Here is a 12,542-nt window from a genome sequence, read left to right on the forward strand (position 1 = left end):
GTTAGAGTCGCTAGCATCCAAAAGTAAACATATGGGCGCTGGAAGATATCGAGGGCTTTGCCCTCGAGCTCCCAACAACCAAACCGTGGGGGCGCCGCCCTTTTTGTTAGATACGGCTTTGCCTGTGGCCGCTGGGGGCGCGCCCCCAGACCCCGCCGCCGACCAGTCGGCGGCCAATAGTCAGCGCAAGCTCAAGCTACGTCACGCAAACATTGACCGTTCTGTGCAGTTTCGGTTTTGACTCGCTGTTGCCAATGTGAAGGCGTTGCCCGCACACGCTCAGAGAAACGTGCAACAAACGCATTGGGAATGGGACTTATTCTTATAGACAGCGGCGCTCTTGCCCATGGATTCGATCTCGATGCAAGCATAGCGTCTGCAAGACAACACATGCGGAGGGACGCGCATGAAAAGCAGTGGGAGCAGTTCATTTATATTGATGTGCGCAGATATTAGCGCATCATCACATCAGCCGATCCGCGCGCAGGAAGAGGCCGCGCGCCACCCCCTCCTGCAGCGTGCGACCCACGCCCGCTTGCCACGAGTCCGCCTCAACGCCCAACGCTTGGCGTGCGGCGGCGCAATCCAACACGCTGTAGGCCGGGCGACGCGCCGCCTGGGGATACTCCGCTGAAGGGATGGCGGTGATGGGGATCTCCTGTTTGAGCAGCCCCAACGCCAACGCGCGGCGCTGAATCTCACAGGCGAACCCATGCCAACTGGCCGCGCCGGATTGCGCCCAATGCCACACCCCGTGGGCGGCGGGCGCATCCGTCACCACGCACCAGATTGTCTGGGCCAGAGCGCCAGCCTGAGTGGGCGAACCCACCTGATCGTCGATCACGCGCAAGGCGTCCCGCTCGCGCAGCAGGCGCAAAATGGTGGAGACGAAATTCCCCGCGCGCGCGCTGTGCAGCCACGCGCTGCGAATCACCAATGCGCGCTCGCCCAATGTGCGCAGCGCACGCTCCTCCCCCTGCAACTTGCTTTCACCATACACACTCAGCGGCGCAGTGGCGTCAGCGGGGGTATAGGGAATCCGGGAGCAGCCGTCAAACACATAATCGGTGGAGATGTGGATCAGACGCGCGCCCACACGAGCGGCGGCGCGGGCGACATTCTCCACCCCATCGGCATTGATGGCGAAGGCGCGCTGCGGCTCCGCTTCAGCGCGGTCCACGGCGGTGTAGGCTGCGCAGTTAATTATAGTTGAAGGATTTATATGAAGGATTGCATCAGTTATTTCTGATTTATCACAGATATCTGCATTAGAATGGGGCAGATAAATCACTTTTCCGCCCTTATCTGCGTATATTTCCAACTCCAAGCCCAACTGCCCCCCGGCGCCCAGCACCAGAATCGTCACGGGAACAGTTCCGCATCGCGCCAAGCAGTGGCGTCCTGATCCTTCTGTGAGAGCGTCAGCGCGCCCTCCAGTTGCGGCCACACTATGGCCAGATCGGGGTCATCCCAGCGAATCGCCCGCTCCCACTGTGGCGCATAGGTGTCGGTGCAGAGGTACTCAAACTCGGCGCGCTCGCTCAAGGTGAGAAAGCCGTGGGCGAATCCTGGGGGGATCCACACCCCTTCGCGGGTGACGTCATTGAGCACCCAGCCATCCCACTGACCGAAGGTGGGGGAGGAGCGGCGCAAATCCACCGCCACATCGAAGATCTCGCCGCGCAGCACCCGCACCAATTTGCCCTGAGGCTGCTGAATCTGGTAGTGCAACCCGCGCAGCACGCCGCGTTGGGAGCCGCTCTGATTCATCTGCACGAATTCGGCGTCGATGCCCGCCTCGCGCAGCTCCTTCTGCCGCCACGCCTCGAAGAAGTAGCCGCGATCATCCCCATACACTCGCGGCAGAATCCGCATGACGCCTTCCAACCGGGTGGGCGCGATACGCATCGGGCTCGCCTCTTACACGCTGACGTTGGAGGTCTGCGCCAGCATATCCAACCGCTGCAATGCGCGCCCGGAGTCGATGGCCTGAGCGGCCATCTCCATGCCCTCTTTAATGCTAGAGACCATGCCGCTCACATACAGCGCGGCGGCGGCGTTGATCACCACGATATCCCGTTTGGGGCCCTGCTCGCCGCCCAGCACCGCCCGGGTGATGGCGGCGTTCTCCTCAGCGTCGCCGCCCTTGAGCTCTTCGGCGGTGCAACTGGTCAGCCCCAGATCCCCCGGCGAGATCATATAGCGACTCACCGAACCATCGGCTTTGAGTTCCGCCACCTGGGTCAAGCCGGTCACAGTGATCTCGTCCAGCCCATCGGAGCCGTGGGCCACTATGGCGCGCTTGGAGCCCAAACGCCCCAGCACCCGTGCCATGGGCTCGGTCCAGGCGGAGTCGAACACGCCGATCAGCTGCGCTTCGGCCCCCGCCGGGTTGGTCAACGGGCCGAGCAGATTGAACACGGTGCGGATGGCCAGCTCCTTGCGTGGCCCCATGGCGTGCTTCATGGCGCCATGCAGACGCGGGGCGAACAGAAAACCGATGCCCACTTCGCGCAAGCAGGTCTCCACCACGCTCATGTCGGCGTCAATGTTGACTCCCAGCGCGGTAAGCACATCCGCCGAACCGCTTTTGGAGGAGATGGAGCGGTTGCCGTGTTTGGCCACCGTCACCCCGGAGGCGGCCACCACGAAGGCCACCGTAGTGGAGATATTGAAGGTGCCCGAGGCGTCGCCGCCGGTGCCGCAGGTATCCACGATCACCGCCCCTTCCGGGGCTTTGACCTTGAGCGCCATTTCGCGCATGGCCAGGGCCGAACCGGCGATCTCATCCACGGTTTCGCCTTTCATGCGCAAGGCGGTGATGTAGGCGCCGATCTGGGCGTCGGTGGCGTTGCCGGACATGATCTGATCCATGGCCGCGCGCGCCTGTTCCATGGTCAGACTGCGGCGCTCCACGATTTGGGCGATGGCCTGTTGAATCTGCATGTTCAGCTCTCCATAACGCGCGACAGGAAGTCTCTCACTTTGGCTCCCGAAACCTCTCCCGCCATGCACGCAATTCGAAAGCGCGCACGAGGGAAAACTAACGGGGGTGCAGGGGAATCATTCCCCTGCCGGGTCCAGGGCAGAGCCCTGGCGGGTTGAGGGCGGAGCCCTCATGGGTCCAGGGCAAAGCCCTGGTCGGGGTCTGGGGCGAAGCCCCAGTCTCTTTCATCTTCCCTTACAACACAGACTAACCAACAACGCCATCATCACATATCCAGGAAGTTCTGCAGCAGCGCGTGGCCGCCGTCGGTGAGAATCGATTCGGGGTGGAACTGCACCCCCTCCACCGCCAGCTCCTTGTGCCGCACGCCCATGATCAAACCGTCTTCGGTCCAGGCGGTGATCTCCAGACAGTCGGGCAGGGTTTCGCGCTCAATCACCAACGAATGGTAGCGGGTGGCTGTCACCGGATTGGGCAGATTGGCGAACACGCCGCTATCGGTGTGATGGATGGGCGAAGTTTTGCCGTGCATCACGCCGGAGGGGGCGCGAATGATGCGTCCACCGTAGGCCTGGCCGATGGATTGATGCCCCAGACAGACCCCCAGCAGCGGGATGCGCCCGGCGAAGTGGCTCACCGCCGCCACGCTGATGCCCGCCTCGGTGGGGGTGCACGGCCCCGGCGACAGACACACATGGGAGGGCCCCATGGCGTCGATCTCCTCTAAGGTGATCTCATTGTTGCGGAAAGTGCGCACATCCGCGCCCAGCTCGCCGAAGTACTGCACCAGGTTATAGGTGAAGGAGTCGTAGTTATCGATCATGACCAACATGGCGCGCCCTCTCTGTTAGACATCCAGGCCGCGCTGGGCCAGATCCACCGCGCGGAAAATGGCGCGCGCTTTGTTCATGGTCTCCTCCCACTCCTTATCGGGCTGGGAGTCGGCGACGATGCCCGCCCCGGCCTGGATATAGAGACGACCATCCTGAATCACCGCCGTGCGAATGGCGATGGCCAGATCCATATGTCCCGAATAGGAGAAGTAACCCACCGCGCCCGCATAGGGGCCGCGTTGGGAGACCTCCAGTTCATCAATAATCTCCATGGCGCGAATCTTCGGCGCGCCGCTCACCGTGCCCGCCGGGAAGGTGGCCGCCACCACATCGAAGGCGTCCAGACCATCCTTCAGGCGCGCCTCCACATTGGAGACGATGTGCATCACATGGGAGTAGCGTTCAATCACATACTGCTCGGTCACCTGCACCGTGCCGATCTCGGCGATGCGCCCCAGATCGTTGCGCCCCAGGTCCACCAGCATCAGATGCTCGGCGCGCTCCTTGGGGTCGGCCAGCAGCTCGGCCTCCAGCTCCTTGTCATGGGTCTCGTCGCGCCCGCGCGGACGGGTGCCGGCGATGGGCCGCACCGTGGCCGTGGTCCCCTCCTGGCGCACCAGAATCTCCGGGCTGGAGCCCACCAGGGAGAAGTCGCCGCAGCGCACCAGGAACAGATAGGGCGAGGGGTTGGTGGCGCGCAAGGCGCGATAGAGCTGGCTGTCGGCATGGGGGAAAGGAATCGACAGGCGCTGCGAGAGCACCACTTGCATGATGTCCCCGGCCAGGATGTACTCCTTGGCGCGCACCACGGCGGCTTCATACTCTTCGCGGGTCATCTCAGAGACGAAGTCCGACTCGCTCACGGTCTGCGGCGGGTGCGTATTCTCCTGCGAGCGCAGCGGCTCCTTCAATTTCGCCACAATGGCTTCAATGCGCGACGCCGCCAGCTCATAAGCCTGGGCGGGGTCGTCCCCCTGCTCCAGGCGCACGTTGCGCACGATCTTCAAGCGGCCATAGAGATTGTCGAACACCAACACGGTGTCGCAGAACATAAAGAAGACGTCGGGGGTCTCCAGCGTGGCCGGGTTGTCGTTGGGGATGGTCTCAAAACAGCGCACCGAGTCATAGCCCAAATAGCCCACCGCGCCGCCGCAGAAGCGCGGCAGATTCTCACACGCCACCGGCGTGTTCTCCGCCATCAACTCGCGCAGTGTGCGCACCGGGTCCACATCGTCGAAGCTCTTGACCCGCAGCTCCGGCTCCAGGGTTTCGATCTCCACCCGACGCCCCCAGGCGCGATACAACATGCGCGGGGCCAGCCCGATCAGACTGTAGCGCCCCCACTTCTCCCCGCCCTGCACCGATTCCAGCAGAAACGCATGGGGATCCTGCGCCGCCACTTTGAGGAAGGCGGTGACCGGGGTATCCAGGTCGGCCATGATCTCACGATAGACGGGAATCAGATTCCCCTCTTCGCACAGAGATTGGAATTGATCCAACGTGGGATGGAGCACTGTGGTTCCGCGCCTCCCCGGCGCCAGCAGATGGAGATCCGTCATCAAATGGGAAAATCGGCTCACGCTACCATTTTTTCCCTGCGCGCGCACCGGTTTCGCCGGGGTTTCAGGGCGGTGAAATTTTCTTGAAAAAAATGTTTGACCCGCCGGGGCCAGATGTATATATTGGCGCTCTCAGACGGACACGGGGCTATAGCTCAGCTGGGAGAGCGCCTGAATGGCATTCAGGAGGTCAGCGGTTCGATCCCGCTTAGCTCCACCAAAATCACTCTGCAGAGAGAGTTTCTCTGATACAAGAACCGCCCAAACAGGGCGGTTTTTTTATGCCTGGATTTTGCTCTCCCCCCATCAAGTTTTGCGCTTCCTACGCGCTTTCACCAAGGCTTAACCTCATCATTTTATTCCCTATCCCGCTAGACTCGAAATCTATTACACTGTCTGCATTGCACGCCACATCGCACAGCTTCGCCCAGCAAACCTGTATTCTTGCAGCGTTCGCCGGGTCTATTTTCACCTCACCATTAAGGAAGCGTGATGACCAGCCCCGCCAATCCCGACACTCTGTCCATGCTGACCGATATCTTTGCCCCGGCGGCCGATGCGTTTGTCATTATCAACAGCCGCGGCATCATTAAAATGGTCAACCCGTCCGTGCGGGAAATCTTCGGCTACTCCGATGAGGAGATGCTGGGGCAGAACGTCTCCATGCTAATGCCCTCGCGCTACGCCGTGGACCATGACGGCCACCTGGACCGTTATATGAAGACTGGCGTCACCAACGTCATCGGCTCGGGCCGTCAAGTGGAGGCCCGCGCAAAAGATGGCGCGGAGTTCCCCATCGACCTTTCCGTCTCGGAGATCCAACTGGGCGAAGAGAAACACTTCGTCGGCATCATTCGCGACATCTCCGACAAAATTGAAGCCGAGCGCATCATTGAAGAGCAGCGCAAAACCCTGCTAAAACTCTCCACCCCCGCCATTCAATTGTGGGACGACATCGTGCTGATGCCCCTGGTGGGCGAGATCGATTCCGTGCGCGCCGCCAATCTGATCGAACGTCTGCTGGAGTGCATCGCCGAACATCAGGCGGAAGTGGCGATTCTCGACCTGACCGGCGTGCCGGTGATCGACACCGATGTCTCCCACCACCTGATGAAAACCGTGGCGGCGGCGAAAATGCTCGGCGCCGCGGTGATTCTCACCGGCATCAAGCCCTCTGGCGCGCAGACCCTGGTGCAACTGGGGGTCAATCTGGCCAATATCAACACCAAAGGCTCGCTGCGTTCCGGCGTGGCCGAAGCGATGCGCCTGACCAACCGCAAACTGGTCTCCCTGTCGAGCGACTAAGGGAATGAAAATCCCCATTTTGAAACAGGGCCACGTGCTGCAAATTGCGTTTCAGGATGACATGACCGACCGCGACATCTGCGACTTACAGGATGACCTGCTGGGGCTGATCAAAAAGCGCGACGCCCAGGGCGTGCTGCTGGATGTCTCTGGTCTGCGCACCATCGACTCCTTCCGCTACGACGTCCTGGTCAAGACCGCCGCCATGGCCCGGGTGATGGGGTGTCGCAGCGTGATTTGCGGCTTGCAGCCCCAGGTGGCCATCTCCCTGATCGACATGGGCATCAACTTCGGCAATGTGCGCACCGCGGTGGATCTGGAGCATGGTCGGCAGGTGTTGGGGGTTTAGGCGCGACCCCAGCCGAACGCCGCTGCGTGAATAAACGAATTGGAACGCCTTTGGCCGATACCCGCAAGCTGAAGCTCGCCATCCGTGAAGAGGAGGATATCTCCCGCTCACGCCGGGCCGCATTTGGCTTGATGGCGGCAGTGGCGTTTTCGCCCGCCGAGCAGACGCGCTTCGCCACCGCCATCTCGGAACTGACCCGAAACATTATCAAATACGCCTTCGATGGGGAGTGCGCGTTGGCCACCTACGCCGATGATCGCAAAAAGCGCATTGAAGCGTGGGTGCAGGATCGCGGTCCGGGGATTGCAGATCTCAAGCAAGCGCTAGAGAGAGGCTTCAGCACCAGCGGAACTCTGGGGCACGGGCTCAATGGCGCCCGCGACCTTGTTGATGGTTTCCGAATCGAATCCAGCCCCAGCGGAACGCGGGTGTGGATCATGATGGAAAGGTCCAGGTGAGAGAGTGCTGTACGGATTTGCCATCTCTTCCTATTTAGGCGGCTCTCATTGCGGGGATCGCTGTGGCGTATGGATGCGCGATGACGTTGCGCTGGTGTGTCAAATCGACGGCATCGGCCATGGACAAGCCGCCGAAGAGGCGGCCCTCAAAGCGTTGGCGCTGGTGGAGCAACATCAGGATGCCCCACTGGAGACGATTTTCGCCCACTGCGACACAGGTCTAACCGACACCCGCGGCGTCTCCATGGCGCTGGCCCGGGTCGAGCTGGCCGGGCAGGAGATGCAGTATCTGGCTGTAGGCAACCCTCACGGGGTGATCATGAACCTGCGCGAACGCTATCTGTCATGCGTCAACGGCGCTGTGGGCAAAGGCATCGGCTCACTGAAAGCGCGCACATATCCGTTTCAGCGCAAAGACACTTTAATTCTGTGGTCGGATGGTCTGCCAGAGACGCTGCCCTTTGCCGAGTTCTGCCAAAAGATCAAAGGCCGCGACCTGAATTTGGCGGCGCAGGAGATCCTCTCCACTCTCTCCAGCGGAGAGGACGACGCCAGCATCGTGCTGTTTCGCAAATAGGGTAAGGCGGGATCGTGTCCACAACAGAGAATCACGAGGATATGCGCGCGGCGCTGCAGGAAGTGGAGCGCAGCCACCAGTTGATTCGCGAGAGCGTGCACTACGCCAGCCGCATTCAGCGCTCCCTGCAGCCGGACCAGCGGGAGTTGATCGGCATGATGCGCGACCACTTTATCATCTGGCAGCCCAAGGATATCGTCGGCGGCGACCTCTACTGGTTCAAGCCCGATCGCACCGGCTACATGCTGGCGCTGTTTGACTGCACCGGTCATGGCGTGCCCGGGGCGCTGATGACCATGATCTCAGTCGGCGCCCTGGAGCAGGCGTTTCAGAGCACCAACAATCCGGCCCGCTTAACGCGCCTAACGCATCAACACATCAAGACCGCGCTCAAACAAGATCTGCCCCAAGGAGAGTCCGATGACGGCCTGGAGATGGGACTGTGTCTGGTGGAGCCCCATCGCAACCGCCTCACCTTCTGCGGCTCGCGACAGGATCTCTGGATCATCCGCGATGGCGCGTTGGAGATGATCAAAGGCGATAAGGCGGGGGTCGGCTACCGTCGCTTCGCCCTCAATCACTCTTACACCAACCACACCATCAAACTCATCCCCGGCGCCCGTTACTACCTGTTCACCGATGGATTCACCGATCAGGTGGGTGGCGACAAGGGGCGCGGATTCGGCAAAAAGCGGCTGTCAGAATTGCTGCTCTGCGGCGCCCATCTTCCCCTGGCGCGTCAGTCCGAACAAATTCTCCAAGCCTATGAAGCGTATCAGGGCGATCATCAACGCCGTGACGACCTCTCCATGATCGGATTTCAACCGCTATAAGCTGTAAAAAAAGGGGCGTTCCACTGCCTCCACAAGGCTCCTCAGCAGCCGGGTTGCTTGCCGCAGACATTGGAATCATGCGTCCTGACCGATATGATGTCAGGATCTCGGAACATTCATTCAGCCAGCCGAGCCCGCATAGGAATCCGCTGTGTTCATGCACATCACCCCCATCCGATTGGCCAGCGCGTTTCTGCCCCTGCTTGCAGGCGCGGGGATGCTGAATCTTGGCCTCGGACTGCAAGCCTCCATTTTGGGTCTGCGCGCTGAGAGCGAGAGCTTTTCCGTACAGGCCATAGGCGCTGTGATGGCCATCTACTATGTGGGCTTTATCATCGGCAGCCTGAAGATCCCCCGTTTGGTGGATAAAGTGGGCCACATCCGCACTTTCTCGGTGATGGCCTCGCTGGCCTCCGCCTCGGTGCTGCTGCATGCGGTGTGGATCTCCCCCTGGAGCTGGGCGCTGTTTCGCGGAATCACCGGCTTCTGTCTGGTGGGCATGTCGCTGGTGGTGGAGAGTTGGCTCAACGAGAAGGCGCGTAATGAAGAGCGCGGCGCGGTGCTCTCCATCTATATGATGGTGCTGCTGGGCTCCACCGCCATGGGACAGCTGCTGCTGACAGTGGCCTCCACCGACGGCTACTTCCTGTTTGTGGTGGTGTCGGTGCTGCTCTCTTTGGCGCTGCTGCCGCTGGCGCTCTCCACCCGCCCCACGCCGGTGCATGTGCCCACCAAGCGCATGCGCTTTGGCGCATTGATGGAGCAATCGCCCGTGGGCGTCATCGGCGCCCTGGCCAGCGGCTGCATGTCCGGGTCGTTCTGGACCCTGGGGGCGGTGTTCGCCAAGCGCATCGGTCTGGCCCCGGAAGCCATCGGCGTGTTTATGTTCTGTCTGGTTGTCGGCGGTCTCTTCTCCACCTGGCCCATCGGTCGCCTCTCCGACCGTATGGATCGCCGCTTTGTGCTGATCATCCAGGCGGCGTTGATTCTGCTCATCTCTGTGGCCATGCATTGGCCGGGGGTGGAAAACAGCAGCTGGATCTATCCGTTGGCTTTTCTGGCGGGGGGCGCGGTGCTACCGGTGTATGCGGTGTCGGTGGCGCTGGTCAACGATCAGCTCAAGCATGGCGAGTTCGTGCCCGCCTCGGCCACGCTGCTGCTGGTGTATGGCATTGGCGCCACTCTGGGCCCGCTGCTGGCGTCTACCAGCATGAATTTTCTCGGCCCCACAGGGCTCTTCTCCCTCACCGCAGTCGTGGCGCTATGCGTGGGGCTCTACGCCGCCTATCGCCTCACCATCCGCGCGCCGCTGCCCAGTGAGGAGCTCAGCGCGTTCATCCCCACCCCACGCACCACCGCCGCGGCCTACGCCCTGCACCCCGACGCTGAAGAGGACACCGCGGAAGAGGAAGCAACGCACAACAACCCCAGCACTGACAAACTATAGTCAGTCAAAACCAAAACTGCACAGAGCGTCCAATGTTTGCGTGACGCAGGTGGAGCTTGCGCTGACTATTGGCCGCTGACTGGTCGGCGGCGGGGTCTGGGGGCTGCGCCTCCAGCGGGGTTTGGGGCGGAGCCCCACGGTTTGGCTTTTGACTTTGGGAGCTCGAGGCGGAGCCCTCGATATCTTTCATTATCCAAAAACCGAGCATGTCCGATTCTCGGTTTGACTTGCTACATATAGTCGCTAGCATTCAAAAGTGAACATATGGGCGCTGGAAGATATCGAGGGCTTCGCCCTCGAGCTCCCCAAGATCAACAACCACACCGTGATTCGGGCCATCCATGGCCCTCACCCTTCGGGCTCGCTGCGCGAGTCCGATTCGGCAATCCTGCCGAATCGTGGGCGCTGCCCATGTATGGTCCGCTCCGCCACGGCAAGAGAAAATATCCATGTATGGTCCGCTCCGCCACGGCATGTATGGTCCGCTCCGCCACGGCAAGAGAAAATGTCCACTGATGTGTGAGGCTTAGTCGCGCCCATGTATCCGGCCTGTTGATGAGGGGCTTGTCGCCCTCTGGCCCTGATGTAATTTGCGCGTGGCCCTCCTCAACACACCCTCGGCCTCTATGGGCCCTTGGGCGAAACAGGTTCTTGACCACGCAGGGCTATGCCGTTTCACGCCATCAATCTCGACTCTCTCTCGCAACCTGGCTGGTGGGATCTCTTTCTCTTTCCTTATCGGCCTGTTTTTCTTTTAGAGTTGTATTGCGCTCTCTCTACACAGCGGCGCTGGCCCCATAGGCCTCCTGCTTCACCAGCATCGCCCACGCGCTGCGCGCCATGCGGTTGGCCAGCGCCACCACTGCTCTATTTGCGCCGCGACGTTCCGACACCGACACTGCCCACTGGCTGCGGCGATCCGGCTTGTTTTCACACACGCGCAAAGCCGCCCGCGCCCCATGAATCAACAGGGTGCGAAGATAACCGTTTCCCCGCTTGCTGATCCCCGTCAGCCACGCCTTGCCCCCTGTGGAGTGCTGATTCGGAACCAACCCTATCCATGCCGACAGCTCCCGGCCATTCTTAAACGCCCGCACATCCCCCACCGACGCCAACAGCGCCGTCGCCGTGATCGGTCCCACTCCCGGGATCGTCATCAATAGCCGACACTGTGGGTCCGCCTTGGCCAGCGCCTCAATCTCATTGTCATACATCGCTATGCGCTCATCCAGACGCGTCAATTCCTCACACTCCTCCTCCAGCAGGCGCAAAAACAGCGGACTCAATTCCACACTCTCATCACTCAAAATCAGCACAATCGCCCGCCGCGCCTGTTTGATGCTCTTGGGAAAGACAATCCCATACTCGGCAAGCAGTCCGCGAATCTGGTTCACCAACGCCGTGCGGTTCTTCACCGCCAGACTGCGTATCCGATGCAGCGACAATATCTCTTGCTGGGCAACGCTTTTGATCCCCACAAAACGCATATTCGGACGCTGTACCGCTTCACATATCGCCTCAGCGTCCACGCTGTCGTTCTTGTGCCGCTTCACGTAGGGCTTCACATATTGCGGCGCCATCAAACGCACATCATGCCCATATCCCTGAAATTTCCGTGCCCAATGGTGGGCGCCGCTACTGGCTTCCATCCCACCAGGCGCGGCGGCAGTTGCGCCATGTACTCCAGGAGCTCGTCTCGTTTCAGTCGCTTCTTGAGAACGCTTTTGCCGCGCGCATCCACGCCATGCAACTGAAACACGCTCTTGCCCAGATCAATACCCAGTACCCGTACCTGTCCGTTTTCGATATGATTGCTCATGGTCCGCTCCGACTCCGTTTAGATGGAAAAACACACCACCATCTTGGCCCATTGCGAGGCCGTTTGGGTAGCGGAGCGGACCATTCCATTACACCCGCTTAAGGGTCACAGACCCTATGACGATTTGGCAGGATTGCCAAATCGGACTCGCGCAGCGAGCCCGCAGGGTGAGGGCCATGGATGGCCCGAATCAATCCCGATAAATTTCCTCTGGAAATTTGTCTCATAGTCAGCGCAAGCTGAACCAACGTCACGCAAACATTGAGATCTTTGGATTTGTGTCATTCTGGATTCAAGCGACCATACTAAATATCTGATTTAGTTTATTAATAATAAAAATCAAATAAGAATGACTCTTCCCGCAAGCGAGGAAGCAGAACTCACGAGGGTCCGTGGAAATCGGGATTTGCCCCCA

At 60.5% G+C, this 12,542-nt stretch carries 11 protein-coding genes, 1 tRNA gene and 1 pseudogene; 7 read left to right on the forward strand and 6 right to left on the reverse strand.

What is annotated here, in order from left to right; translation table 11 throughout:
- Window positions 1-463: 463 nt before the first annotated feature.
- The 5 genes from rfbD to trpE all read right to left on the reverse strand — a co-directional run bounded on the left by rfbD (window position 464) and on the right by trpE (window position 5,294).
- Window positions 464-1,447, reverse strand: coding sequence for a dTDP-4-dehydrorhamnose reductase (gene rfbD, locus MAIT1_RS09195; protein ID WP_085441971.1), 984 nt, complete (start codon window positions 1,445-1,447; stop codon window positions 464-466).
- Window positions 1,363-1,908: a dTDP-4-dehydrorhamnose 3,5-epimerase gene (gene rfbC / locus MAIT1_RS09200; protein ID WP_085441972.1), complete on the reverse strand. Its 546-nt coding sequence runs from the start codon at window positions 1,906-1,908 to the stop codon at window positions 1,363-1,365. The genes rfbD and rfbC overlap by 85 nt, the downstream gene beginning before the upstream one ends.
- Window positions 1,909-1,920: 12 nt before the next feature.
- Window positions 1,921-2,946, reverse strand: a complete 1,026-nt coding sequence (gene trpD / locus MAIT1_RS09205; protein ID WP_085441973.1) for an anthranilate phosphoribosyltransferase — start codon at window positions 2,944-2,946, stop codon at window positions 1,921-1,923.
- Between the two features lie 266 nt (window positions 2,947-3,212).
- On the reverse strand, window positions 3,213-3,779 hold the full coding sequence (locus MAIT1_RS09210) for an anthranilate synthase component II (protein WP_085441974.1): 567 nt from the start codon (window positions 3,777-3,779) through the stop codon (window positions 3,213-3,215).
- Between the two features lie 15 nt (window positions 3,780-3,794).
- Complete coding sequence (gene trpE / locus MAIT1_RS09215; RefSeq protein WP_198947856.1) at window positions 3,795-5,294, reverse strand: anthranilate synthase component I; 1,500 nt, start codon at window positions 5,292-5,294, stop codon at window positions 3,795-3,797.
- Window positions 5,295-5,483: 189 nt separating this feature from the next.
- Here trpE and MAIT1_RS09220 point away from each other — a divergent pair.
- From MAIT1_RS09220 to MAIT1_RS09250, 7 genes are all read left to right on the forward strand, one after another.
- A tRNA-Ala gene (locus tag MAIT1_RS09220) sits at window positions 5,484-5,559 on the forward strand.
- A 272-nt stretch (window positions 5,560-5,831) separates the two neighbouring features.
- A complete protein-coding gene (locus MAIT1_RS09225; protein WP_085441976.1) occupies window positions 5,832-6,644 on the forward strand; it encodes a PAS domain S-box protein in 813 nt (270 codons plus the stop codon).
- A gap of 4 nt (window positions 6,645-6,648) precedes the next feature.
- Window positions 6,649-6,993 (forward strand): STAS domain-containing protein, encoded by a 345-nt coding sequence (locus tag MAIT1_RS09230; protein ID WP_085441977.1) that lies wholly within the window; start codon window positions 6,649-6,651, stop codon window positions 6,991-6,993.
- A gap of 50 nt (window positions 6,994-7,043) precedes the next feature.
- On the forward strand, window positions 7,044-7,451 hold the full coding sequence (locus MAIT1_RS09235) for an ATP-binding protein (protein ID WP_085441978.1): 408 nt from the start codon (window positions 7,044-7,046) through the stop codon (window positions 7,449-7,451).
- A 73-nt stretch (window positions 7,452-7,524) separates the two neighbouring features.
- Entirely contained in the window at window positions 7,525-8,028 is a 504-nt protein-coding gene (locus MAIT1_RS09240) for a SpoIIE family protein phosphatase (protein WP_085441979.1), read from the forward strand.
- Between the two features lie 14 nt (window positions 8,029-8,042).
- The gene (locus MAIT1_RS09245) at window positions 8,043-8,861 is read left to right on the forward strand and encodes a SpoIIE family protein phosphatase (RefSeq protein WP_143814747.1); all 819 of its coding nucleotides are present in this window, start codon (window positions 8,043-8,045) and stop codon (window positions 8,859-8,861) included.
- A gap of 157 nt (window positions 8,862-9,018) precedes the next feature.
- On the forward strand, window positions 9,019-10,308 hold the full coding sequence (locus tag MAIT1_RS09250; protein WP_241893445.1) for an MFS transporter: 1,290 nt from the start codon (window positions 9,019-9,021) through the stop codon (window positions 10,306-10,308).
- A 776-nt stretch (window positions 10,309-11,084) separates the two neighbouring features.
- Here the strand turns inward: MAIT1_RS09250 and MAIT1_RS09265 are convergent.
- Window positions 11,085-12,127, reverse strand: a pseudogene (locus MAIT1_RS09265) (IS110 family RNA-guided transposase).
- Between the last annotated feature and the right edge of the window lie 415 nt (window positions 12,128-12,542).

The organism is Magnetofaba australis IT-1 (genome assembly GCF_002109495.1).
Classification (GTDB): domain Bacteria; phylum Pseudomonadota; class Magnetococcia; order Magnetococcales; family Magnetococcaceae; genus Magnetofaba; species Magnetofaba australis.

What these genes read in the sequence shown, in the direction of transcription:
- rfbC (WP_085441972.1), bottom strand. Translation starts at nt 1,908, where the DNA reads ATGCGTATCGCGCCCACCCGGTTGGAAGGCGTCATGCGGATTCTGCCG.
- MAIT1_RS09225 (WP_085441976.1), top strand. Translation starts at nt 5,832, where the DNA reads ATGACCAGCCCCGCCAATCCCGACACTCTGTCCATGCTGACCGATATC.
- MAIT1_RS09240 (WP_085441979.1), top strand. Translation starts at nt 7,525, where the DNA reads ATGCGCGATGACGTTGCGCTGGTGTGTCAAATCGACGGCATCGGCCAT.
- MAIT1_RS09210 (WP_085441974.1), bottom strand. Translation starts at nt 3,779, where the DNA reads ATGTTGGTCATGATCGATAACTACGACTCCTTCACCTATAACCTGGTG.
- trpD (WP_085441973.1), bottom strand. Translation starts at nt 2,946, where the DNA reads ATGCAGATTCAACAGGCCATCGCCCAAATCGTGGAGCGCCGCAGTCTG.
- MAIT1_RS09230 (WP_085441977.1), top strand. Translation starts at nt 6,649, where the DNA reads ATGAAAATCCCCATTTTGAAACAGGGCCACGTGCTGCAAATTGCGTTT.
- MAIT1_RS09250 (WP_241893445.1), top strand. Translation starts at nt 9,019, where the DNA reads ATGCACATCACCCCCATCCGATTGGCCAGCGCGTTTCTGCCCCTGCTT.